Source organism: Nocardia vinacea NBRC 16497 (genome assembly GCF_000308835.1).
Taxonomy (GTDB): Bacteria; Actinomycetota; Actinomycetes; order Mycobacteriales; family Mycobacteriaceae; genus Nocardia; species Nocardia vinacea.
Genome location: NZ_BAGN01000197.1, coordinates 1 through 23,503, shown reverse-complemented (window position 1 = coordinate 23,503; position 23,503 = coordinate 1). Strand labels below are relative to the sequence as shown.

Annotated in this window: 20 protein-coding genes and 1 pseudogene; 14 read left to right on the top strand and 7 right to left on the bottom strand. The window is 65.9% G+C overall.

Annotated elements, in window-relative coordinates:
- The first annotated feature begins 53 nt into the window (after positions 1 to 53).
- A complete protein-coding gene (locus ON44_RS27270) occupies positions 54 to 1,181 on the top strand; it encodes a hypothetical protein (protein WP_040695152.1) in 1,128 nt (375 codons plus the stop codon).
- A 179-nt stretch (positions 1,182 to 1,360) separates the two neighbouring features.
- Positions 1,361 to 2,068: a DUF1906 domain-containing protein gene (locus ON44_RS27265; RefSeq protein WP_040695151.1), complete on the top strand. Its 708-nt coding sequence runs from the start codon at positions 1,361 to 1,363 to the stop codon at positions 2,066 to 2,068.
- A gap of 78 nt (positions 2,069 to 2,146) precedes the next feature.
- On the opposite strand, the gene ON44_RS27260 is transcribed toward ON44_RS27265, so the two are convergent.
- The gene (locus tag ON44_RS27260) at positions 2,147 to 2,524 is read right to left on the bottom strand and encodes a hypothetical protein (RefSeq protein ID WP_051182507.1); all 378 of its coding nucleotides are present in this window, start codon (positions 2,522 to 2,524) and stop codon (positions 2,147 to 2,149) included.
- A 120-nt stretch (positions 2,525 to 2,644) separates the two neighbouring features.
- Complete coding sequence (locus tag ON44_RS27255; protein WP_040695149.1) at positions 2,645 to 3,439, bottom strand: Rv1157c family protein; 795 nt, start codon at positions 3,437 to 3,439, stop codon at positions 2,645 to 2,647.
- A 337-nt stretch (positions 3,440 to 3,776) separates the two neighbouring features.
- Between ON44_RS27255 and ON44_RS27250 the strand changes: the two genes are divergently transcribed.
- Positions 3,777 to 5,003: a mannosyltransferase gene (locus ON44_RS27250; RefSeq protein ID WP_040695148.1), complete on the top strand. Its 1,227-nt coding sequence runs from the start codon at positions 3,777 to 3,779 to the stop codon at positions 5,001 to 5,003.
- Here the strand turns inward: ON44_RS27250 and ON44_RS27245 are convergent.
- Together ON44_RS27245 and ON44_RS51365 are read right to left on the bottom strand one after the other, a co-directional pair.
- The gene (locus ON44_RS27245) at positions 4,942 to 5,238 is read right to left on the bottom strand and encodes a 4a-hydroxytetrahydrobiopterin dehydratase (protein ID WP_083898178.1); all 297 of its coding nucleotides are present in this window, start codon (positions 5,236 to 5,238) and stop codon (positions 4,942 to 4,944) included. The two genes, ON44_RS27250 and ON44_RS27245, sit on opposite strands and share 62 nt — an antisense overlap.
- A gap of 214 nt (positions 5,239 to 5,452) precedes the next feature.
- Entirely contained in the window at positions 5,453 to 5,629 is a 177-nt protein-coding gene (locus ON44_RS51365; protein WP_085998628.1) for a hypothetical protein, read from the bottom strand.
- A gap of 154 nt (positions 5,630 to 5,783) precedes the next feature.
- On the opposite strand from ON44_RS51365, the gene typA reads away from it, so the two are divergent.
- From typA to ON44_RS27215, 6 genes are all read left to right on the top strand, one after another.
- Positions 5,784 to 7,682 (top strand): translational GTPase TypA, encoded by a 1,899-nt coding sequence (typA, locus tag ON44_RS27235; RefSeq protein WP_040695145.1) that lies wholly within the window; start codon positions 5,784 to 5,786, stop codon positions 7,680 to 7,682.
- A gap of 99 nt (positions 7,683 to 7,781) precedes the next feature.
- The gene (locus tag ON44_RS27230; protein WP_040695144.1) at positions 7,782 to 9,515 is read left to right on the top strand and encodes an ABC transporter family substrate-binding protein; all 1,734 of its coding nucleotides are present in this window, start codon (positions 7,782 to 7,784) and stop codon (positions 9,513 to 9,515) included.
- Complete coding sequence (gene mshB, locus ON44_RS27225) at positions 9,512 to 10,384, top strand: N-acetyl-1-D-myo-inositol-2-amino-2-deoxy-alpha-D-glucopyranoside deacetylase (protein WP_040695160.1); 873 nt, start codon at positions 9,512 to 9,514, stop codon at positions 10,382 to 10,384. The genes ON44_RS27230 and mshB overlap by 4 nt, the downstream gene beginning before the upstream one ends.
- A gap of 97 nt (positions 10,385 to 10,481) precedes the next feature.
- A complete protein-coding gene (locus ON44_RS27220) occupies positions 10,482 to 11,948 on the top strand; it encodes an amino acid permease (RefSeq protein WP_040695143.1) in 1,467 nt (488 codons plus the stop codon).
- A 20-nt stretch (positions 11,949 to 11,968) separates the two neighbouring features.
- Positions 11,969 to 12,127 carry a hypothetical protein gene (locus ON44_RS51360; RefSeq protein ID WP_169338103.1) on the top strand — a complete coding sequence of 53 codons (159 nt, stop codon included), beginning with the start codon at positions 11,969 to 11,971 and terminating at the stop codon, positions 12,125 to 12,127.
- Positions 12,128 to 12,203: 76 nt separating this feature from the next.
- Positions 12,204 to 12,623 carry a hypothetical protein gene (locus ON44_RS27215; RefSeq protein WP_051182506.1) on the top strand — a complete coding sequence of 140 codons (420 nt, stop codon included), beginning with the start codon at positions 12,204 to 12,206 and terminating at the stop codon, positions 12,621 to 12,623.
- A 111-nt stretch (positions 12,624 to 12,734) separates the two neighbouring features.
- Here ON44_RS27215 and ON44_RS27210 read toward each other — a convergent pair whose 3' ends face one another.
- The 3 genes from ON44_RS27210 to ON44_RS27200 form a co-directional block, all read right to left on the bottom strand.
- Positions 12,735 to 14,573 (bottom strand): APC family permease, encoded by a 1,839-nt coding sequence (locus ON44_RS27210; RefSeq protein ID WP_245567351.1) that lies wholly within the window; start codon positions 14,571 to 14,573, stop codon positions 12,735 to 12,737.
- Positions 14,574 to 14,925: 352 nt separating this feature from the next.
- Positions 14,926 to 16,479 carry a PH domain-containing protein gene (locus ON44_RS27205; RefSeq protein WP_083898179.1) on the bottom strand — a complete coding sequence of 518 codons (1,554 nt, stop codon included), beginning with the start codon at positions 16,477 to 16,479 and terminating at the stop codon, positions 14,926 to 14,928.
- A 62-nt stretch (positions 16,480 to 16,541) separates the two neighbouring features.
- Positions 16,542 to 17,039, bottom strand: coding sequence for a PH domain-containing protein (locus ON44_RS27200; RefSeq protein WP_040695140.1), 498 nt, complete (start codon positions 17,037 to 17,039; stop codon positions 16,542 to 16,544).
- A 164-nt stretch (positions 17,040 to 17,203) separates the two neighbouring features.
- Here ON44_RS27200 and ON44_RS27195 point away from each other — a divergent pair, with 164 nt between their 5' ends.
- The 5 genes and pseudogenes from ON44_RS27195 to ON44_RS27175 all read left to right on the top strand — a co-directional run.
- A complete protein-coding gene (locus tag ON44_RS27195; RefSeq protein ID WP_040695138.1) occupies positions 17,204 to 19,807 on the top strand; it encodes a bifunctional FO biosynthesis protein CofGH in 2,604 nt (867 codons plus the stop codon).
- A 190-nt stretch (positions 19,808 to 19,997) separates the two neighbouring features.
- A complete protein-coding gene (gene fdxA, locus ON44_RS27190; RefSeq protein ID WP_040695137.1) occupies positions 19,998 to 20,321 on the top strand; it encodes a ferredoxin in 324 nt (107 codons plus the stop codon).
- Between the two features lie 24 nt (positions 20,322 to 20,345).
- Positions 20,346 to 21,449, top strand: coding sequence for a succinyldiaminopimelate transaminase (gene dapC, locus ON44_RS27185; RefSeq protein ID WP_040695136.1), 1,104 nt, complete (start codon positions 20,346 to 20,348; stop codon positions 21,447 to 21,449).
- A gap of 51 nt (positions 21,450 to 21,500) precedes the next feature.
- A complete protein-coding gene (gene pruA, locus ON44_RS27180) occupies positions 21,501 to 23,138 on the top strand; it encodes an L-glutamate gamma-semialdehyde dehydrogenase (protein ID WP_040695135.1) in 1,638 nt (545 codons plus the stop codon).
- Positions 23,135 to 23,503: pseudogene (locus ON44_RS27175) on the top strand (proline dehydrogenase family protein); the annotation flags it as partial. The gene pruA and the pseudogene ON44_RS27175, both read left to right, overlap by 4 nt.

Here is a 23,503-nt window from a genome sequence, read left to right as displayed (position 1 = left end):
CGTCGCGTACCGTGTCGGTTGTCCGTTGAGAGGTGAGGGTTTCGGAAACTCTGATGCTGCCAATCGAGGAAAAGACCGACGATCCCGTGTGGATCGACTATGCCGACTTCGGGGAACGGTTCGTCACCCACGCGGTGACGGCCGAACGGATCGAGGCCGCCGTCTCCGCGATGACCGATCACGGCATCACAATCGGCCCGTTCTCCCTCGGACCAGTGGGTTTAGCCGGATTCATGGCCGAGGGCAAGGTGGGCAAGCCGGTCATTCTGCGCAACGGCCCGCATGTCACCTTCGAGGTGACCGTGCCGCTGACGATGTCGGTGAAGGTGCTGCTCGGCGGGCGGAAAATGCGGCTGGAGGCGGTCGCCGAAATCGATCTCACGCTGCATGCGCGCACCGCGGATCCGCTGCTCATCGTCATCGATATCCCGCCGATCACCTCGCGTGATGTCAGCTTCGTGCTGCGTGCCCAGGCCATCGATTCGGCCTGGGAGTGGTTGCTCGATCCGATCGCCGGGGTGGTGCAGCGCGAGGTCGCCAATCGGGTGAATGCGATGCTCGCCGAACCGCAGGCGCGGCGCGGCCGGGTCTTCGACGTCGAGGCCATCATCAACGGCGTCCGTTCCGAGCACGTCGACCAGGCCGAATTCGACTGGATCGGCTACGACGAGTTCGGACATCAGTTCTTCTCCCGCATCGTGACCCGCGATCGGGTCTTCGAATTCGCCGAGCGGATGGCGGGCCGTCCCATCGAGGTCGGGCCGCTGCGCGCCGGACCGCGCGACTCCGCCACCGTCACGGTGCAGGGCGATGTGCGAGTGCCGCAGCTGACGGATCGCTCGGACGAGCCGGTCTCCTTCGATCTGACACTGCCGGTGAGCCTGGATATCACCGTCGATGTGCTCAAGGCCAACCACTATCGCGCCGACGTCGAGATTCCACTGGTGCTGACCGCGCGGGCCGCCGATCCGCTGCTGATCGTCATCGATGTGCCGCCGCCCGCGGCCGAGGACCTGCGGCTGGAGTTCAAGGCGCGCGGGATGCGGGCGGCGACGCTCGGTGTGCTGGCCGGTATCAAGAAGCAGGTCCTCGCGCAGGTTGCCGGGGTGGTGCGCGAGGAACTCAGCGACAGTTCGGGCCGCACGATCGATGTCGCGGCGCGGCTCGACAGCATCGCCTAGAACCACCGCTTTACCTGTGTGGCAAGTGTGAATTCCTGTTTCCAGTGGGTCTGGCGGTTCCAATGTGAATATGGTGAAATGAGTGCACGTTCGAGGCTCCCGGCGCGCGAGTGAACCTTGGGGAAGGTGCGCCGGGCACGCTACCTGTCCATGTCGGGTTTGCGCGAAGGAGTCCTGCGATGCGTTCCATCTCTGTGTCTCGCCGCCAGCTGTTCGCCTACACCGCCGCGGCCGCCGCCGTCGGGATCGCCGCGCCCCGCGCTTCGGCGGCCGGTGTGCTCGGCACCCTCGTCGACTACGCGGGCGGTGTTCCGTCCGCCGGCGCGATCCTGGATGACGGTCACCTCGGCGTCATCCGCTACGTCTCCGATCGTCGTCCCGGCGCCGAATGGATGGAGGGGAAGCCATTGCGCGCCAAGGAGGTCGACCAACTGCACGCTGCCGGGCTGACGATCGTGTCGAACTACCAGTTCGGCAAGGGCCCGACCGCCGACTGGCGCGGTGGCCTGGAGGCGGGCAAGAAGCACGCCGACCGCGGCCTGGAACTGCATCTGGCCGCGGGCGGTCCGGAGAACCGGCCGATCTACGCGTCCATCGACGACAATCCGACCCCGGCCGATTTCGCGACCATGATCGCGCCGTACATCCTCGGCTGGGAGTCCGTGCTCGGCAAACAGAACGTCGGCATCTACGCCAATGCGCCCACCATCGAACTGGCACGCGCCGCAGGCCTGGGTTCCTGGTACTGGCAGCACAACTGGGGCACACCCAAGGGTTTCGTACACCCCGCCGCGCACCTACACCAAATCGAAATCGACAAACGCGCCATCGACGGCATCGGCGTCGACGTCAACAACATCCTCGCCGCCGAATACGGCCAGTGGTGAACGGATCAAGATCAGGTGGCACTGGTGGCGGGGGCTTCTCGACCGATGCCGCCATGGATTCCACCTGATCTTGATCCGTTAGGTTTGGCAGTGGCAGGTGGGGGCCAGGCGGAGTTCGGGTTCGTCGTCGGGGACGACGCGGAGGGTGGGGCGGTTGTCGGGTGCCTCGTGGTCGCCGCGCCAGGAGAACAGCGACCAGCGGGAGATGCCGGAAAAGGCGGAGCCGAGGCTGCCGATGGAGAAGGACGAGATCACCGAGCCGAAGGATCCGACGGCCCCGATGGACAGCACCGAGCCCACACTGCCGATCGACAGGATCGAGTAGGCCGAGCCGATGGACAGAATCGAGCCTTCCGAGCGGAAGGACAGGATCGATCGACGCGAACGCCTGCTCCGGATCGAATGACCCGGATGGATCGAGGGACCGGACCGAAGCGAATCATCGACAGCCGCCATGACTTCGGTCTACCACAGTCCCTTCGAGACGGCGCGCTATCGCGGCGATTCGCACCACATGTGTCGACAAAGAGCGAAGCCCGGTGACCCCTCAGGTGCACCGGGCTTCTGAAGCACCAGCTAGGCGACGTTGAAGAAGCCGAGCATCGGCAGGAACGAGCAGGTCCGCGGGGCGGCGTCAGCGGCCTGGGTGGTCAGCGAACCACCGACGACCGCGACGACCCGGCCCGAGCCGGTGTTGACGATCGCCGAAAGCGTGGCCGGACCATCCGGGTTGATGTGCGCCTCGTCGGTCAGCGGCTGGACGCCGGACTGACGGGTGTCGAGGTTCAGCCACTGGACCGTCATCGGCGGATTCTGATCCGGCGTCGGCGACTTGGTGCCGAGCGCGGTGAATACGAATCCGGTCTGACCGGCCTGCGGTCCCGGCGGCGGCAGCTCGGCCGGGCCGGGAACGGCGAGTGCGGTGCCGATCGAATCGGCGCCGTCGCCGATGCAGCCTTTGCCGATGCTCGGATAGAGGAACTGGGCGATGGCCGGGCCGCCCTGCGGGACCTCGGGGCCGCCGCCGCCGCTGCCATCCAGGAAGGTGATGATCCGTTCCAGCGTGGACTTGATCTGCGGCGGCAGGTTCAGCGCGTTGAGCAGCGCCCGGACCTGGTCGAGGATGGCGTTCTTCGGGGCATCCGCGATGGGCTTGGCATCGGCTGGCCCGGCGATGGCGCCGACAATGGCCGGGGCCAGCGAGGCGAGCGTATCGATCGGGACGCCCTCGGGAACCATCGGAATGGTGTTCCTCGGTGCAACGGGCGCGGGGGCCGGTGCCGCGACTGCCGTCGACGGCGCAACGAGCGACGCGCTCGCTGCGATGGCGAGCGCGGAAAAGACAATCCGCGATCCTCGGGTGCGAAGCACTGGTCTAGCCGTCCTTAACCTCGGGTACATCACAGGAGCGATGCAAAAAGCCATCGTTTCGGGGTCACTCTAGGGACATGACTGCATGTTGTACAGCCGCCGTGCCCCTACTTCTGTTGTGGACGATCAGTGTTATCAGACGCTAGCGCTTTTCCGCTGTTACCAGAGTGAAAGGTGATGCAAATGTTATCAGTGGTAATCGGCGGTTGCGGTACGAAAGGTACCGTGTCCGGGCTCGACGTGCACGCCGGGGTCGGTCCAGGGGATTGATGGGATCTCTCACGGCGCCGGTTAGGCTAGTCGCAGCCTTCCCGGAACCGACTCGAAAGCCTGCGAATTGAACCGAAGTCTCCGATTGGCTGTGCCGGTGCTCGGTCTGTCCGTGTTGGCCAGGCTGCTGTGGATGCTGCTGACGAAGAACGGGATGAATCTCGTCGATCTGCACGTCTATGTGGACGGTTCGGCGGCCCTGCTCACCGACCGCCTCTATGACTTCACCTACGCCGAGAAGACCCCGGACTTCCCGCTGCCGTTCACCTATCCGCCGTTCGCGGCGCTGGTGTTCTTCCCGCTGCACTATTTTCCGTTCACCGTGATCGCGGTGCTCTGGCTGCTGGCCATTGTCGTCGCGCTGTATGTGGTGGTGTGGATCGCCTTCGAATTGATCCTCGGCGCGGAGCGGATGCGCGAGCCGCGGTGGCGCACCGCCGCGGTTTGGTGGACCGCGATCGGCATCTGGATGGAGCCGGTGCGGACCACCATCGACTACGGCCAGGTCAATGTGTTCCTGGTGCTCGGGGCCATGCTCGCGGTGCGCAGTTCGCGATGGTGGCTGTCCGGCGGACTGATCGGTGTGATCGCGGGAATCAAACTGACACCGGCGATTTCGGGGCTGTACTTCGTAGCGCGGCGGCGGTGGGGGACCGCGGTGTGGTCGGCGGTGGTTTTCGGTGCGACGGTCGGGGTCAGCTTCCTGATCAACCACAAGGAGGCCAAGCGGTACTTCGGCACGCTGCTCGGTGACGCGGATCGGATCGGTCCGGTGGGCTCGGTCTGGAATCAGTCCCTACGCGGTGCGCTGAGCCGGCTGCTCGGCCATGACGTCCAATCCGGGCCGTGGTGGTCGGCGGCCGTCGTGGTGGTCGCCATCCTGGCTTTCTTCGCTTGGCGCGCACTGGGTCCCGACGATCGGTTGGGCACCCTGATCATCGTGCAACTGTTCGGGCTGATGGTTTCGCCCATCTCGTGGTCACATCACTTCGTGTGGCTGCTGCCCACGGTGATGTGGTTGGTGTACGGTCCGCTGCGGCAGGCGCCCGGTGCTCGGATACTCGCCGGATATTGGTTGGTGACGACCCTGGTCGGCGTGCCGTGGGTGCTCTCGTTCGCCCAGCCGTCGATCTGGACCATCTCACGGCCGGGGGTGCTGTCCTGGCTCGGCGCCGTGGACGTGCTCGGCGTGCTGGTGCTCTACGGCTGGGTGATCTGGTCGGGGCGCATGGTCAATCGGATTGCGCCGCAAGACGATCTATCTCGCGAGCCAGCGACACGTCCAGCGCGGTGAGTCCGCCCGAGTCGTGGGTCGAGAGGGTGAAGGTCACCCGACGCCAGCGGATATCGATATCCGGATGATGGTTCGCTTTCTCGGCGACTTCGGCGACCTGACGCACGAGTTCGATGCCCGCGGGAAAGGTGTCGGCCTGGATCGTGCGGGCGATGGTGTCGCCGGACCGGGTCCAGTCCGACAGTTCGGTCAAAGCTTCGGTGAGTTCTGCCTCAGTTAATTTCGGAGCGCTCATGCCTGCACCTCGCTGGCGCTCGGCTCCGGCATGACCGCTCGGGCGGCTGTGTTGTTTGTTCGCTCACTGCGTTCGCTCATGCCTGCACCTCGCTGGCGCTCGGCTCCGGCATGACCGCTCGGGCGGCTGTGTTGTTTGTTCGCTCACTGCGTTCGCTCATATTCGAGTTGTACCCCGAGGCGCGCGAAGGCATCAGGGAATCCGGATTCGTCGATCAGGCGGCGCGGGCCTTCTTGAGGCCCTTCTTCAGTTCCTTACCGCAGCAACCGGCCGCTTCCAGGCGTTTCATCCGCATGATGACAACCGGGCACTTCAAGCAGCGCGTCTTCTTGCGACAGCACTTCTTCTTCGGTTTGAGGCTAGAAACCTTCTTCGCCTTGACCTTGCCCATGATTGGTTAGCATACCCTTAGCGGAGTGCGTGGTCGGCGAGCCACTCGGATGCCGGTACTGTGTAACTGGCCGCAATGCCCTGGTGAGTTTCGATTCTCCACCTGTTTGCAAGGGGTCGGCCGGCATCTATACCAACAGCAGGAGGATTGAGGCGTGTCGTCTGCACGCGATTTTCGCAACGTCGCCATCGTGGCCCACGTCGACCACGGTAAGACGACGCTGGTCGACGCCATGCTGCGCCAGTCCGGCGCCTTCGCCGAACGCGCTGAGCTCGTCGATCGCGTGATGGACTCCGGTGACCTGGAGCGCGAGAAGGGCATCACCATTCTCGCCAAGAACACCGCGGTGCACCGGCACCATCAGGACGGTTCGGTCACCGTGATCAACGTCATCGACACCCCGGGCCACGCCGATTTCGGTGGTGAGGTCGAGCGCGGTCTGTCCATGGTCGACGGTGTCGTGCTGCTGGTCGACGCGTCCGAGGGGCCGCTGCCGCAGACCCGCTTCGTGCTGCGCAAGGCGCTGGCCGCGAAGTTGCCGGTCATCCTGGTGGTGAACAAGACCGACCGCCCCGACGCCCGCATCGAAGAGGTTGTCGAGGAGAGCCACGATCTGCTGCTCGACCTGGCCTCCGATCTGGACGACGAGGCCGCCGAGGCCGCCGAACTCGCGCTGGACCTGCCGGTCCTCTACGCCTCCGGCCGTGAGGGCAAGGCCTCCAAGGAACGTCCCGAGAACGGCAGTGCGCCGGCCGCGGACAACCTGGACGCCCTGTTCGACGTGCTGCTGGAGAACATCCCGGCGCCCAAGGGCAATCCGACCGCGCCGCTGCAGGCGCATGTCACCAACCTCGACGCCTCGGCCTTCCTCGGTCGTCTCGCGCTGGTCCGCATCTACAGCGGTGAGCTGCGCAAGGGCCAGAACGTCGCGTGGATGCACGCCGACGGCGTCAAGCAGGTCAAGATCACCGAGTTGCTGCAGACCATCGGTGTCGAGCGGCAGCCCGGTGAGGTCGCGGTGGCCGGTGACATCGTCGCCATCGCGGGCATCCCGGACATCATGATCGGCGACACCCTCGCCGATATCGACAATCCCGTTGCGCTGCCGCGCATCACGGTCGACGAGCCCGCCATCTCGGTCACCATCGGCACCAATACCTCGCCGCTGGTCGGCCGGGTACAGGGCCACAAGCTGACCGCCCGCATGGTGAAGTCGCGCCTGGACTCCGAACTGGTCGGCAATGTCTCGCTGCGCGTGCTCGATATCGGGCGCCCGGATGCCTGGGAGGTGCAGGGCCGCGGTGAGCTGGCGCTGGCCATCCTGGTCGAGCAGATGCGTCGCGAGGGCTTCGAGTTGACCGTCGGCAAGCCGCAGGTGGTCACCAAGCAGGTCGACGGCAAGGTGCACGAGCCCTACGAAGAGCTGACCATCGACTGCCCCGACGAGTACCTCGGCGCGATCACCCAGCTGCTCGCCGCCCGCAAGGGCAAGATGGTCCAGATGAACAACCACGCCGCGGGCTGGGTGCGGATGGAGTTCATCGTTCCCTCGCGCGGCCTGATCGGCTTCCGCACCGACTTCCTCACCGAAACCCGCGGCACCGGTATCGCCAATGCGGTCTCGCACGGCTACGCACCGTGGGCCGGGGAGATCCGCGCCCGCCACACCGGTTCGCTGGTCTCCGACCGCGCGGGCTCGGTGACCCCGTTCGCCATGATCCAGTTGGCCGATCGCGGTCAGTTCTTCGTGGAGCCGGGTGCGGACACCTACGAGGGGCATGTCGTCGGCATCAACCCGCGCGCCGAGGATCTCGATATCAATGTCACCCGCGAGAAGAAGCTGACCAATATGCGCAGCTCGACCGCCGATGTGATGGAGACGCTCGCCAAGCCGCTGCAGCTCGACCTGGAGGCGGCGATGGAGTTCTGTGCCGCCGACGAATGTGTCGAGGTCACGCCGGAGATCGTGCGGGTGCGCAAGGTCATCCTCGGTGCCACCGAACGCGGTCGTGAACTGTCGCGACGGAAGGCTCGGGACCGGGCTGCGCTGTAAGGCATGGGGCCATTTCGGCAAGGTCGCGGTCTACTCGGCCGAGCGACGGCGAGGCCAAGTAGAGTGCGGCAGGTGAGCTCGGGGGCTATACGACGCGCGATGCTGATCATGATGGCGGCCTCCTCCATGGTGCTCGCCAGCTGCACCGCGAATCCGCCACCGCCGATCGAGAGCACCGACAGCCCGAAGACGACACCGGCCAAGCCCGGCAAGAACACCGTCGTGGTGGCCATCGACGACATCGGCATCGGATTCAATCCGCACCTGCGTTCCGATCAGTCACCGGCCACCGCTGCGGTGAGCTCGATGGTGCTGCCGAGCCCGTTCCGGCCGGTACCGAATCCCGGCGTGCCGGGCGCCACCGAATGGGTGCCGGATACCGCGCTGGTGGTCTCGGCCGAGGTGACCGCGCAGGAACCGTTCACCATCACCTATACGCTGCGCAACCAGGCGAACTGGTCCGATGGTGCGCCGATCGCGGCGGAGGATTTCCGGTTCCTGTGGCAGCAGATGATCACCCAGCCGGGTGTCGTCGATCCGGCGGGCTATCGCCACATTGCCGATATCAGCTCCTCCGGCGGCGGCAAGACGGTCACCGTCACGATGACCGAGGCGTATCCGGCGTGGCGTGAGCTGTTCACGAATCTGCTGCCCTCGCATCTGATCAAGGACCAGCCCGGCGGTTTCGCCACCGGTCTGGTCGAGGGCGTTCAGGTATCGGGCGGCAACTTCCGGATCAAATCGACCGACCGCGGACGCGACGAGATCCTGCTCGAACGCAATGATCGGTACTGGGGTACGCCCGCGGCTCCGGATCAGATTCTGTTGCGCCGCGGCGGAACTCCCGCGCAGCTGGCCGATTCACTGCGCACCGGTGACGCGCAGATGGCGCTGGTGCACGGTGGTGTCGCGACCCAGGCGCAGCTGGCGGCGATCCCGTCGGTGCGCACCGTGATCATGCCGCAGTCGCGTGAGCTGCAATTCGCAATCAATGGGCGCAGTGGCGATCTCAGTGATCCACGGGTGCGGCGCGGGGTGATCGCGCTGATCGATCCGACGCTGCTGGCGACCGTCGCCGGGCAGACCGGCGGCTGGGTCGAGCCGGTGCGCGCGCAGATCTTGACACCGTCGGATCCCGGATATGCACCGACCGCGCCGCCGCGACCGTCCGCCGAGGAGGCGTTCGCACTGTTGGCTGAGGCGGGTTACGGTCGGGCGCCGGAGACACCGCCGGTGCAGTCGCCTACCTCACCCGCGCCGCAGCCCCGCTCGGTCGCGAAAAACGGTAAGGCACTGGCGATTCGGATCGGCGCGGTAACCGGTGACGCCACCGCGCTCGCCGTCGCCAATACCGCCGCGGACCAATTGCGCAGTGCCGGAATCGATGCCAGCGTGCGCAGTCTCGCGGCCGATGCCCTCTACGGCAAGGAACTCACCGAGAGCGGCGTGGACGCCATCGTCGGCTGGGAGGTCGCCGGTTCGGATCCGGCCACCGTGCTCGCATCACGTTACGGCTGCCCGCCGGTGGATACCGGTGCCACCAACGGGGATTCGCAGACCGCCGTCGAGGCGGCCAAGAAGGCGCCGAGCAATCTGTCCGGCATCTGCGATCCCGGACTGCAGCCCTCGATCGACGAATCGTTGCGCGGTGTCGAGGTCGGCCGGGCGCTGGCCGATGCCGAGCCGCGGCTGTGGGCATTGGCGACGGTGCTGCCGATCGTGCAGGACAATGTGGTCGCCGCATCCGGCCCGCGCGTGGACGGTGCGTCGTTGAGCGGTGCCATTCAGGTCGGCATCTTCGGTGATGCGGCGATGTGGCGCAGGATCCCATGACCGGTGGACTGCTGCTGGTGCACGCCCATCCGGACGACGAGTCCATCACCACCGGGGGCACCATCGCGCACTACCGCCGCCGCGGCGTACCGGTGACGGTGGTGACCTGCACTCTCGGCGAAGAGGGTGAGGTGATCGGCGACGAATGGGCACAGTTGGCCGCCGGGCACGCCGATCAGTTGGGCGGCTACCGGATCGCGGAGCTGACCAAGGCGTTGACCGCGCTGAAGGCCGGACCGCCGCGGTTCCTCGGCGGTGCGGGCCGCTGGCGCGACTCCGGTATGGCGGGTACGGCGGCGGCGGAGAATCCGCGGGCCTTCGTGCATTCCGGTGCCGCCGCGGTGGAGGCACTGACCGCGATCGTGCTGGAACTGCGGCCCGAGGTGGTGATCGGCTATGACCCGCGCGGTGGTTACGGGCATCCGGACCATATTCGGGCGCACTGGGTCACCTCGGCGGCGGTGACCGCGGCGGCCGAGCAGGGCTGGGACACCCCGAAGTTCTATTGGACGGTCACCGACGCAGATATGTTGCGCCTGCACACCGAGGCGCTGGGCCGGCGGACCGTGGAGGGGCTGCCCGGCGCATTGCCGCGCGGCTGGCGGTTGCCCGGCGCCGGGGAACTCGCGAGCGTGCCGAGTCATACAGTGACGACCACCATCGATGTATCCGACTCGCTGGCCGCCAAGCGGGCGGCATTGCGGGCGCATGCCACGCAGGTGACGGTCGCGCCGTCGGGGCGCGAGTTCGCGCTGTCCAATAATGTTGCGCAGCCGGTACTTCCGGAGGAGCACTTCATTTTGGTCCGTGGTACGCGCGGTCCGGTCGGGGCCGACGGGCGTGAACACGACTTGTTCGCGGGCTTGTAATTTCCGAGCGTTGCCTGAGGGTTGCTGTCGTTGCCATTTTCGGCGGCGAGTACCGTCTTCGTGATTTCGGACATCGATGTGGAGGACACAGCGGTTCATGACAGCGGTCGGCGACAAAGCTCACCTCAGCATCGAGGATCACGGATACCACAAGAGTCTCAAACCGCGTCAGCTGCAGATGATCGCCATGGGCGGCGCGATCGGCACCGGTCTGTTCCTCGGTGCGGGAGGTCGGCTCGCGAGTGCGGGACCAGGGCTTTTCGTGGTCTACGCGGTCTGCGGTGTATTCGTATTCTTCATTCTGCGCGCGCTCGGTGAGCTGGTGCTGCACCGGCCGTCGTCCGGTTCGTTCGTTTCCTATGCCCGCGAATTCTTCGGTGAGAAGGCCGCATTCATTGCCGGATGGATGTACTTCCTGAACTGGTCGATGACCGGTATCGCCGATACCACCGCGATTGCCCAATATTTTCACTATTGGGCCGGATTCACTCATGTACCGCAGTGGGTGCTCGCGTTCATCGCGCTTGTGCTCGTGCTCGGGGTCAATCTGGTCTCGGTGAAGTGGTTCGGTGAGATGGAATTCTGGGCCGCGCTGGTCAAGGTGGCAGCGCTGAGTGCGTTCCTGATCATCGGCACGGTATTCCTGATCGGCCGATTCACCGTCAAGGGTGCGGCGACCGGTCCGAGCGTCGTCGCCGATCACGGCGGACTCTTCCCGACCGGGATCCTGCCGCTGGTCGTGGTCACCTCGGGTGTCGTATTCGCTTATGCCGCTGTGGAATTGGTGGGCACCGCGGCGGGGGAGACGGAGAATCCGGCGAAGATCATGCCGCGCGCGATCAATTCGGTCATCTTGCGGATCGCGGTCTTCTACGTGGGCTCGCTCGTGCTGCTCGGACTGCTGCTGCCCTACACCAGCTACAAGTCCGGCGAGAGCCCGTTCGTCACCTTCTTCACCATGCTCGGTGTGCCCGGTATCGGCAGCGTCATGAACGTCGTCGTGCTGACGGCGGCCTTCTCCAGTCTGAATGCGGGCCTGTATTCCACCGGGCGCATTCTGCGGTCGATGTCGATGAACGGCAGCGCGCCCAAGTTCACCGGGGTGATGGGCAGTAATGGCGTGCCCTACGGCGGCATCATGCTGACCAGCCTGATCGCGCTCTGCGGTATCGCGCTCAACGGCATCGTGCCCGAGCGCGCCTTCGAGATCGTGCTGAATATGGCCTCGCTCGGCATTATCGCGTCGTGGGCCACCATCGTGCTGTGCCAATTGCAGTTATGGCGCTGGTGGAAGCATGGCAAACTCCAGCGGCCGCAGTTCCGCATGTGGGGTGCGCCGTGGACCGGCCTGATCACGCTGGTATTCCTGTTCTTCGTGGTGGTGCTCACCGGCGTCGACTATCCGGTCGGCACCTGGACCGTCGCCTCGCTCGTGGTGCTCATTCCGGCGCTGATCTTCGGCTGGTTCGCCGCTCGCAAACGGGTGCTCGAGATCGCCCGGATGCGCAAGGGCTATACCGGAGAATTCCCGGTCATCGCAAACATCCCCATTGAAGGCGAGTGATTTCGGCTTAGACTCCGACCATGTACAACTGGGATCTGCAGAACGCCATCGCTGCCTTCGTGGACAGCCTGCGCCCTGGCGCGCAGCAACAGCACGACCTCTACATGTCGGTGCTGTACGCGTTCGTCGATATGCAGAGCCACCTGCTCACCCTCCTCGGTTTCCCGCCGGTCGCGTGAGCGAGCGTCAGCGAGTGAACCATCGACACAGCGCGCCGTCGCGCACGCTGGAGCCGAGCGTCAGCGAGGCGCAGCCGTGAACGTCACCTTCGACAAGGCACCGGACCGCACCTACGGCGCCCATGAAAACCTGCCCCTGGGTCCGGTGATCATCGCCGTCTTGGTCTTGGACGCCCTGATCACCCTCGCCCTCGAGGTCCTCTACCTCCCCACCTATATCGACACCGTCGCCTTCCCCCTGTCCGCAGTGCTGGCCGGTGTAGTAAACGTCCTCCTGGTAATGGGGGTCCGCTCCATCACCCACCGGGTAAGCGCAATGTTCCTCCCCATAGCCGCCTGGACCCTCGGCTTCCTGACCTGCTCCGTAACCGGCCCCGGCGGCGACATCATGCTGGGCAGCGACTGGCGCACCCTGCTGCTCCTGTTCTGCGGCCTTGTCCCGCCCCTTCTCTACATCTACATCCGAAGCAACGCCGGACTGTTCAGCACCCACTGACTCTGCTGTCGCGGCTAGAGGACGGCTATGGCGGTGATGTCGAAGCCGTTGGACGCTTGGGACGCGATGGTGCCGAGTTGCGTCGGGAAGACTTTGTCGCACCCACACTGTTCAGTCGAGGCGAATGGCCAGGGTGGCGATTACCGCGTCGGTGCGGGCGCGGAGGGTGGCGGCCAGGACGGGGCCGCGCGGGTTGTGCAGGGGGCGGTGATACCAGTGGGCGGCTTCTACCTGGGCCAGGAGAACGGTGACTTGGCGGCCGGTTCGGGTTTGGGCGCGAACGTAGCCGACGAGGGTGGTGATGAGACTGCGGCGTGGGCTCGGGAGGACGGTGAGGGGGACACCCGGATCCCACTGCTTCCATTGGGCGCTGAGTCGCCGGGTAGCGGCGTGGTCGATTTCGGCTGCGACGGCGACGATTTCGCCGTCGAAGGCTTGGGCCGTGCGTAGGGCACGGGCGGTGACCTCGCTGACCGCGACAACTGGAACCACGATGAGCATCGGTTCCTGATCCGGAGATTGCGGTGGGAGGAAGGGGATTCGGCCGAGGCTCAGTTGATCGGCGACGCTGCGGTAGTAGTTTTCGGTGCGGGCGAACAGGGTCATCAACGCGGGCACGATGATCAGCAGTAGCCACGCGCCTTCGTTGAACTTCTCGATGAGCAGAACCACGGCGGCGACGGCAGTGAGCAGCGCACCGAAGCCGTTGAGGATGGCGCGCGGAATCCAACCGGATCCACGCTGCTCGCGCCAGTGCCGCACCAGCCCGGTCTGGCTGATGGTGAACCCGATGAAGACGCCGACGGCGTAAACCGGTAGCACACGATGGGTTTCGGCATGCACGACGAGCAGCACCGTGGCGGCCAGAATGGCAAGGGCCGCAACACCATAGCGGAAAACCGGGCGCTCGGAGCGCAACGCGAACAGGTGCGCGACCCGGTGGTCTTTCGCAAGCAGTGACAGCAGCACCGGCAGTCCGCCGAAGCTGGTATTGGCGGCCAGGCAGAGCGCCAGCGTGACGGCCAGACTGGTCACATAGAACGGCCACCCGGTCCCGAATGCCGCCGCGGACAATTGCGCGAGCAGGGTGACATCGCCGCGCGGCACCGCGTGATGGCGACGGATGAGCAGCGCCAAACCGAGCAGCATCGTGCACAGCAGCACGCCGAGCGCGACCTCGGTGTGCTGGGCCCGTCGCACCGCGGGCGACCGGAACGACGGCACGGCATTGGCAATCGCCTCGACCCCGGTCAACGCGGAGCACCCGGCCGAAAATGCCTTGAGCAGCAACAGAATTCCGACGGTGTCATATGGCACGATCGGCCCCGGATCGGTACCGATCACCGCGACCGGTGTCGAGCGGAACAGCCCGACCACGATCACCGCGAGAATCGCGACGATGAACAGAAGTGCCGGCCCCATCAGCACTTTCGCCGATTCGGCCACCCCGATCAGATTGATCACCGTGAGCAGCGCCAGTCCGCTCAGCGTGATCAGCAGCAGATGATCGGCCAGCACCGGAAACGCGCTGGCCAAACTGGCCGCACCGGCCGCGAGACTTACCGCGACGGTCAGCACGTAGTCCACCACCAGACTCGCCGCCGCGAGCAAACTGGCACCGCGACCGAGATCCTTCTTCGCCACCGCATAGGAACCGCCGCCATCCGGATGTACGGCGATAACCTGCCGATACGACAGCACCAACACCAGCAACAGTGTCGCGATCGCCAGCGACACCGGCAATGTCCACGACACCGCCGCCGCGCCCGCCGCGACAAGAACCAGCACGATCGCCTCGGGACCGTATGCCACGCTGGACAGCGCATCCAGCGATAACGCTGCCAAACCACCGATCGCGGTCAGTCGATATTTGTCGCCCCGCTGCATCCGCCGCACGCGGCGATCGGCGATGGGCAACTCCCGCGTCGGTGATACCGGGGTTTCGACCACGCTCACCATTGAACTCGGCGCGGTGTCAGCAATCGGTCAGCGACACCGTGTGAGTCGGATCGGCGCGAGTCGGATCGGCGCGCGGTCGCGCTATCGCTCGGAGCGAACGGTCTCGGACAGCTCGATATCGCCGATGCCACCGCGATCGGACATTCTTGGGGTGCGGAAAGCGCGCTCGGACTCGCCGAGCTGTCCGGTCGGGTCAGCGCGGTCGTCGTGGTCGATCAGGCCCCGATACGCCGCCGCAGGCGCAAGCTAATTCGATCCCGTAGGCAACCTGCCGCAAAGCGCGTGCGCACCTCGCAAAAGCTATGGCCTGTGCGAGGCGCTCACCGGGTATGCGTGAAATCGATCAGCGGGTGCCCAGGCGGCCAGGCGTTGCCGATTCGATGAGATCCCAGGCCTGTTCGAGGGGGATGTCGACGACGAGGTAGCGCTTCTTACCGGCTGCTGTGGCGGCCACTACGGTGGCGATTCCGGAGCGGCGCTGCCAAAAGGATTGGCGGACAGTCCAACCGATGATGCCGGGGGCCTCGAGACAGTCGCGATCGCGGTCGAGCGAGCCGGAACGGGTGATCAGCCACGCCGGACTGCTATCGGTTGCGGGCAGGACGGCGTGGCCGAGGCCGCGGTAACGGTCGGCGGCCAGCGCGGCGGCGATCAGCGCCGGGAGTGCGGGCAACAGCCACCACCATGGTGAAAAGTCCACTCCGGCAAGGGAAATGTACAGCATCGCGACCGCGAGGATCACGATCGGACTCAGCGCGCGGGTATACCGGCGGCGGCGCGCGACCGGGCCGTGCGCGATCAGCGGTGCGGTGCTCACCGTCGCGCGCGGCGCATGGCTTGCGCTCGGCTCTGGTTGCGGCGCTCGGCCCACCGAATCTCCGGTCCGTGCGAGTTCGTTTGTGGCAGTGGGGCGTCGGGCGCCCCGGGGTACGAGCAATTCCGCGAGTGTGCGTTCGATGGCGGAACGCGGCGCCTGGGGCAGGATTTTCTGGCGCGGGCTCTGGCCGGTCATGATGGCTTCGAGCTCCGCGGCACCGGCCATGCGGAGCAGCAGCGGCTCGTTGACGGTCGCGCCGCGGAAACGAGCCAGATCCAGGGTGATCTGTCTGGTCGTGAACAGTCCGTGGCGCAGATGCAATGTGTGGTCGTCATCGAGCACCCGCAGCCCGAAATACGTTGTCAGATAACGTGCGCAGGCCGCCAGGCTGACGATCACCACGATCGCGGCGACCAGCAGTGCGATGGCGACGGCGATGCGCGCCGTACTACCGTCCTCGATGCTGTGCACCGCGTCCGAACTGACCACGATCTGGTCGAACCCGTACTGAATCGCCAAACCGACAACGGGTGCGATGATCGCGAAACCGGTCAGCGACAGCGGCGCGTAGCGCACCCAGCTCGCTTGCCAATGGCCGATCTCGCGGGCGTTCCCGGGCACCGGCCGGTCTTTCCGGAGATCTGGAACCTGTTGTTCAGCAGTAGGTTCCGGCGAACCGGCGGTATGGGCGAGCAGCGCAGCCCGCAACCCCGGCACCACATCCGCATCCAACGCATCGAGCTTGAACTTCTCACCCGAATCCGCGTGCTGCCCGGTCCCGATCGCCAACACCGCGAGCCTCAGCGCCCGATGCAACAGATCGGCCTCGATATCGACCGACCGGATCCGCGACCGCGGTACCGACAGCTTCTTGCGCTGAATCAACCCGGTACGCAACTCGACGTCTGTCGGCCCCACCCTATAGGTGGTGGTGAACCAGCGCGTCAGCGCGAAGCCGACGATCACCGCCAATGCGATGAGCCCCCAGACGGGATTACCGGTATTGGTGCCGAGGATCACCGACCCGATCAGCACCGGAATGAACCGCACGACCTCGTTGACGGGGTGTACCAACAACATTCGCTTATCCAGCCGCAACCACGGCTGCTTCGTCCCCGACGTGAGATCGGTCTCATACGAACTCACGTCGCATCTCCGCGATGCGATGCGGCGATCTCGGTCAACCGCGTGACGGTCTGTTCGGCGACCGGCAGATCGAGCGCGGAGATCCGCACCGCACCGGCCGAGGACGCCGTCGTGACGGTCACCGTCGCCAGCCCGAGGAATCGCTCCAGCGGCCCGCGCTCGGTGTCGACGGTCTGCACCCGGGAGATGGGCGCCACTCGGCTCTCCACCGTCAACCGCCCGACCCGGGTGTACACCGCCTCATCGGTCACCTCCCACCGGTGCACCGCAAACCGCCACAGCGGCACCACGCCGATGCTCACCGCCGCGAGCACGAGCGCCACCGCGAACACCACCAGCTGCGCACCGCGGTGCTCGGCGTCGACGACAACCCACAAGATCAGCGCCACGACGGGAATCAACCAGGCGACCGCGGCCTGAATCGTCCACAAGAGCTTGGCCTTGGTGCTCGGACGCCAGGCCGGATCGGCCATGATCGTGCGCGGCTGCGACATGCTTGCAATGGTTCCACGTAACGGCGCGGCCGTCTCCTTCGTCCGCCCCGACCCACCTACCTGCACGGGAATAATTCGCCCGGACGTATCGGAATACTGCGTGAGACCTCACAGTTATCACCCCTCACAAGCACTGGAGGGAGACAGCCCAGGATGTGTAGCGCATGATCGAGGGCGTGACCGAGCTAGCAACCCCGAGCGTCCCGCCCGCACCGCCAACGCCGTCGGCAATGCGCCGGGCGCTGCGGCGGGCCCGCGACGGCGTGACACTGAATGTGGACGAGGCGACCGTACTGCTGCACGCACGCGGTGACGACCTCGTCGACCTGTGTCGCAGCGCCGCCCGGGTGCGCGATGCCGGACTGGAATCGGCTGGTCGGCCGAAGACCATCAGCTATTCCCGCAATGTCTTCATCCCGCTGACCAAGCTCTGCCGGGACAAGTGCCACTACTGCACCTTCGTCACGGTGCCCGGCAAGTTGCGCGCCGAGGGCAAGGGCATGTTCCTGGAGCCCGACGAGGTGCTGGAAATCGCGCGTCGCGGTGCCGAGCTCGGCTGCAAGGAAGCCCTGTTCACCCTCGGTGACAGGCCCGAGGACCGCTGGCCGGAGGCCGCGCAGTGGCTCGACGAACGCGGTTACGACTCCACGCTGGACTACCTGCGTGCCGTCTCGATCATGGTGCTCGAGGAGACCGGTCTGCTGCCGCACCTGAATCCGGGCGTCATGAGCTGGGAGGAGATCTCGCGGCTCAAGCCGGTGGCACAGTCCATGGGCATGATGCTCGAGACCACCGCTACCCGTCTGTTCACCGAAAAGGGCAACTGCCACTACGGAAGTCCGGATAAGGATCCGGCGGTGCGGTTGCGCGCCATTACCGACGCCGGTCGGCTTTCGGTGCCCTACACCACCGGCATTCTGGTCGGCATCGGCGAAACGCTGACCGAGCGCGCCGAGTCGATCATGGCGATTCGCAAGCAGCACAAGGCATTCGGTCATATTCAGGAAGTGATCATCCAGAACTTCCGCGCGAAGGACGACACCGCCATGCGCGATGTTCCGGATGCGGGCATGGAGGAGTTCCGGGCCACCATCGCGGTCACCCGGCTGCTGCTCGGCCCCGACGTTCCGGTGCAGGCGCCGCCGAACCTGGTGTCGCACTCCGAATGCCAGGCACTTATCGATGCCGGCATCGATGACTGGGGCGGCGTCTCGCCGGTCACCCCCGATCACGTGAATCCGGAACGGCCCTGGCCGAACCTCGATACGCTGCGCGAAATCACCGAGGCCGCGGGTTATCAACTCGTCGAACGCACCTCGGCGCACCCGAAATACGTGCGCGCGGGCAACCCGTGGGTCGATCCGCGCATCGGCGCACATGTCGCCGCACTCACCGATCCGAAAACCGGTCTGGCGAATCCGGATGCGCTCCCGGTCGGCCTGCCCTGGCAGGAACCGGACGAGTCGTGGGAATCCGCGGGCCGTGTCGACCTCAATACCTCGATCGATACCGAGGGCCGAAACACCGAGAGCCGCAGCGATTCCGGACTCGGCCAGGATGTCGTCGGGGCCTTCGGCGACTGGGACACCATTCGCGAACAGGCCCGTGACCTCGCCGTCGCGGCACCCGAGCGGCTCGATTCCGATGTGCTCGCCGCGCTGCGCGCCGCCGAAAACGACCCGGCCGGGCTCACCGACGCCGAGTACCTGGCACTGGCAACGGCCGAGGGACCAGCGCTGGATGCGGTGGCCGCACTCGCCGACCAACTGCGCCGCGACGTGAACGGCGACGACGTCACCTACGTGGTGAACCGGAATATCAACTTCACCAATATCTGCTACACCGGCTGCCGCTTCTGCGCGTTCGCCCAGCGCAAGGGTGACGCCGACGCCTTCACCCTGAGCATGGACGAGGTCGCCGACCGCGCCTGGGAGGCACACGTCGACGGCGCGACCGAAATCTGCATGCAGGGCGGCATCGATCCGGACCTCCCGGTCACCGGCTACGCCGATCTGGTGCGCGCGATCAAACAGCGGGTGCCATCGATGCATGTGCACGCGTTCAGCCCGATGGAGATAGTGAACGGCGCATCCCGCGGCGGGCAGAGCATTCGCGACTGGCTGGTCGCGCTGAAGGAAGCCGGGCTGGACACGATTCCCGGTACGGCCGCGGAGATCCTCGATGACGAGGTCCGCTGGGTGCTCACCAAGGGGAAACTGCCGACCTCCGCGTGGATCGAGGTGATCACTACCGCGCATCAGGTGGGTCTGCGCTCCAGCTCGACGATGATGTACGGCCACGTCGACAACCCGAAGCACTGGGTCGGGCATCTGCGGGTGCTGCGCGGAATCCAGGACGAGACGGGCGGTTTCACCGAATTCGTGTTGCTGCCGTTCGTGCATCAGAGTTCGCCGCTGTATCTGGCGGGTGCGGCGCGACCGGGGCCGACCATCCGGGACAACCGGGCGGCGCACGCCCTGGCACGGATCATGCTGCACGGCCGCATCGACAACATCCAGACCAGCTGGGTGAAACTCGGCACAGCGGGCACCCGCACGATGCTCAACGGCGGTGCCAACGATCTAGGCGGTACCTTGATGGAGGAGACCATCTCCCGCATGGCCGGATCGCAACACGGTTCCGCCAAAACCGTCGCGGAACTCGCCGAGATCGCCGAGGGCATCGGCCGTCCGGTGCGCGAACGGAACACCACTTATGGGGTACCACCACGGAAGATCTCCGCGGCGTTGCCACTGACAGTGGGCTAGTCGATACCAGATTCCCGGTCGTCGCGCTCGGACGATTCGCAAAGGCGCGGATGTCAGCGGCGTTTCATATCCAGCGAGTGGTATGCGGGATGAAGTTAGTTAGGGCAGGCTGACCGGGAGTAACCTGGGCTGCCGGGCTAGTGTGACGCTGGGCGGACTATCCCCGTGAGGACAGACTAGGAGAGCGGCAGTGCCGTACATCATCGCTGAACCGTGCGTTGACGTGAAGGACAAGGCATGCATCGAAGAATGCCCCGTGGACTGCATCTACGAGGGTGGTCGCATGCTGTACATCCATCCCGACGAGTGCGTGGACTGTGGTGCATGTGAGCCGGTGTGCCCGGTGGAGGCGATCTTCTACGAAGACGACACTCCGGACCAGTGGAGCGGCTACGTGAACGCCAATGTCGACTTCTTCGACGAGCTGGGTTCGCCCGGCGGTGCGACGAAGGTCGGCAAGGTGGATTACGACCCGCCGTTCATCAAAGAGTTGCCGCCCATGGCGACTGAATGAGTAATTAGGTACCGAGTGAGTTCTGTGTCACCGCGTCGCCGGGTCAGCGCTCTGCTGCCCGATTTTCCCTGGGACACCATTGCGTCGGTGAAGGCAACGGCCGCCGCGCATCCGGACGGGATCGTCGACCTTTCGGTCGGCACCCCGGTCGATCCGGTGGACCCGCTGATCCGTGCGGCATTGAGTTCGGTCGCCGACGTGCCCGGATATCCGACCACGCACGGCACGCCCGAACTGCGGGCCGCGGCGGTCGATGCACTGAAGCGGCGCTACGGGATCACCGGACTCGACCCGGCCGCGGTGCTGCCGGTGATCGGCACCAAGGAGCTGATCGCCGGCCTGCCGCGGCTGCTCGGGCTCGGTGCGGACGATCTGGTCGTCATCCCGGAGGTCGCCTACCCGACCTACGAGGTGGGTGCGCTGCTGGCCGGTACCAAAGTGGTGCGGGCGGATGGCTTGACCCAGTTGGGTCCGCAATCGCCTGCCCTTATCTATGTGAACTCCCCGTCGAACCCGACGGGGAAGGTGCTCGGTGTCGAGCATCTGCGCAAGGTGGTGCAGTTCGCGCGTGAGCGCGGCGCGGTCGTGGCCTCCGACGAGTGCTACTTGGGTTTGGCATGGGAGGGGCGCGCAGTCTCGATCCTCGATCCGGAGGTGTGCGACGGCGACCACACCGGCCTGCTCGCGGTGCACTCGCTGTCGAAGACCTCCAATCTGGCCAGCTACCGCGCCGGATTCGTGGTGGGTGATGCGGAACTCGTCGCCGAATTGCTCGAGGTGCGCAAGCACTCCGGCATGATGGTGCCGTTCCCGATCCAGGCGGCCATGACCGCCGCGCTCGGTGACGATGCCCACGAGGCAGTGCAACGTGAGCGCTACCGTGCGCGTCGCGAGGTGCTGCGAAAGGCCTTGCAGGACGCCGGTTTCCGCATCGATCACTCCGAAGCGGGCCTCTACCTGTGGTCCACCAGGGGCGAACCGTGCCGCACCACCCTGGACTGGCTGGCCGAGCGCGGCATCCTCGCCGCACCCGGCGACTTCTACGGACCGGGCGCGGGGGAGTACGTGCGCATCGCGCTGACCGCTTCCGGCGAACGCATCGAGGCCGCGGCGCAACGGCTGGCCTGACACGTCCCGCGGTCGTGCCCGACGGCCCGGGAACGGCGTTAGCCTTGGGGTATGGACGCTGTCACGGTAGTCCCTATCCCCAGCAACGAGCCGGTGCATTCGTACGCGCCGGGCAGCCCTGAGCGGGAACTGCTGATCACCAAGCTCACCGAGATCGCCGCCGAATCCATAGACATTCCGCTGGTCATCGGTGGCAAGCACCGGCCGGGCATCGGGGCTCGACACGATATCGTCGCCCCGCATCGGCATCGGCATGTGCTCGGCACCTACACCGACACCACCCATTCGGAAGCCCACGGCGCCATCGAGGCCGCGATCGCGGCGGCGCCCGGCTGGCGCAGTACGGCCTTCGGCGAGCGGGCTGCCGTCTTCCTGCGCGCGGCGGATTTGCTGGCCGGGCCGTGGCGGGAAACGGTCGCCGCCGCGACCATGCTCGGTCAATCCAAGACGGTCCAGCAGGCCGAAATCGATGCGCCGTGCGAATTGGTCGACTTCTGGCGGTTCAATGTGGCCTTCGCGCGCCAGATTCTGCAGCAGCAGCCGCAGTCGAGCGCCGGCGTGTGGAACCAGATGGACTACCGCCCGCTGGAGGGGTTCGTCTACGCGATCACGCCCTTCAACTTCACTGCGATCGCGGGCAATCTGCCGACCGCGCCCGCGTTGATGGGCAATACCGTGGTGTGGAAGCCCTCGCCGACGCAGACGCTCGCGGCCTTCTACACGATGCGGCTGCTCGAGGCGGCGGGACTGCCGCCGGGCGTCATCAATATGGTGACCGGCGACGGTGTCGAACTGTCGGAGGTCGCGCTCGTCGATCCACGGCTGGCGGGTATCCATTTCACCGGCTCCACCAAGACATTTCAGTTCCTCTGGTCCCAGATCGGCGCGAATATCGGCCGCTATCATGGCTATCCACGCTTGGTGGGTGAGACCGGTGGTAAGGACTTCATCGTCGCGCACCCGTCCGCCGATCCGGATGCCTTGCGTACCGCGCTGATTCGCGGTGCCTACGAATATCAGGGCCAGAAATGTTCGGCGGCTTCGCGCGCATATATCGCTCGCTCGGTGTGGCGCACGATCGGTGACGACTTCCTGCAACTGACCCGCGAAATCAGCTACGGCGATGTGGCCGATCTGACTAATTTCGGTGGGGCACTGATCGATCGGCGCGCCTATGACAAGAATGTCGCCGCCATCGAACGCGCCAGGTCGGCGGGTATCGCCATTCCGGCGGGCGGCGAATACGACGACAGCGAGGGCTGGTTCGTCCGGCCCACGGTGCTGGTGGTGGACGATCCGCACGACGACGCCTTCGCCACCGAATATTTCGGTCCCATCCTCGCGGTGCACGTCTACGACGATGCCGAACCCGGCTCCTACGCGGCGGTATTGGCCCAGGTGGAGTCGGCAGCACCCTACGCACTGACCGGCGCGGTCTTCGCACAGGACCGCAAGGCCGTCGAACAGGCCTCGGCCGCACTGCGATTCGCCGCGGGCAACTTCTACATCAATGACAAGCCGACCGGCGCGGTCGTCGGTCAGCAGCCCTTCGGCGGTGCGCGCGCCTCGGGCACCGACGATAAGGCGGGTTCGCCGCTGAACCTGCTGCGCTGGGTCGCGCCACGCACGATCAAGGAGACCTTCGTGCCGCCGGGTGAATACCGGTATCCGCACATGGGGTCGGAATGAATCCACTGCGGCCGGTCATTCTCGCGGCCTCCGCGTCGCCGCGGATGAAGCGCATCGTCACCGGAACGCCGGTCACCGCGGAGATCGTCCGGCGCTTCGTGGCAGGTGCGGGCCGTGACGAGTTGATTCCGGTGGTGCGGGAGCTGCTCGCGAGCCATCGGCTGATCAGCGTCGACTTCCTCGGGGAGAACACCACCGACCGGGTACAGGCCGATGCCACGGTGGCCGAATATCTTTCGCTGATCAACGATCTGGCGGCAATGAACGGCTTCCGAGATGCCACGGCGCGCACCGAGGTGTCGGTGAAACTCTCCGCGCTCGGGCAGGCGCTGCCCGTCGACGGCCCGGCCATCGCCACCGAGAAT

Bases quoted from the DNA above. Each gene is read 5' to 3' on its own strand.
- ON44_RS27270 (WP_040695152.1), top strand. From the start codon at position 54: ATGCTGCCAATCGAGGAAAAGACCGACGATCCCGTGTGGATCGACTAT.
- ON44_RS27265 (WP_040695151.1), top strand. From the start codon at position 1,361: ATGCGTTCCATCTCTGTGTCTCGCCGCCAGCTGTTCGCCTACACCGCC.
- ON44_RS27260 (WP_051182507.1), bottom strand. From the start codon at position 2,524: ATGGCGGCTGTCGATGATTCGCTTCGGTCCGGTCCCTCGATCCATCCG.
- ON44_RS27245 (WP_083898178.1), bottom strand. From the start codon at position 5,238: ATGAGCGCTCCGAAATTAACTGAGGCAGAACTCACCGAAGCTTTGACC.
- ON44_RS51365 (WP_085998628.1), bottom strand. From the start codon at position 5,629: ATGGGCAAGGTCAAGGCGAAGAAGGTTTCTAGCCTCAAACCGAAGAAG.
- ON44_RS27230 (WP_040695144.1), top strand. From the start codon at position 7,782: ATGCTGATCATGATGGCGGCCTCCTCCATGGTGCTCGCCAGCTGCACC.
- mshB (WP_040695160.1), top strand. From the start codon at position 9,512: ATGACCGGTGGACTGCTGCTGGTGCACGCCCATCCGGACGACGAGTCC.
- ON44_RS27220 (WP_040695143.1), top strand. From the start codon at position 10,482: ATGACAGCGGTCGGCGACAAAGCTCACCTCAGCATCGAGGATCACGGA.
- ON44_RS51360 (WP_169338103.1), top strand. From the start codon at position 11,969: ATGTACAACTGGGATCTGCAGAACGCCATCGCTGCCTTCGTGGACAGC.
- ON44_RS27205 (WP_083898179.1), bottom strand. From the start codon at position 16,479: ATGTTGTTGGTACACCCCGTCAACGAGGTCGTGCGGTTCATTCCGGTG.
- ON44_RS27200 (WP_040695140.1), bottom strand. From the start codon at position 17,039: ATGTCGCAGCCGCGCACGATCATGGCCGATCCGGCCTGGCGTCCGAGC.
- ON44_RS27195 (WP_040695138.1), top strand. From the start codon at position 17,204: ATGATCGAGGGCGTGACCGAGCTAGCAACCCCGAGCGTCCCGCCCGCA.
- pruA (WP_040695135.1), top strand. From the start codon at position 21,501: ATGGACGCTGTCACGGTAGTCCCTATCCCCAGCAACGAGCCGGTGCAT.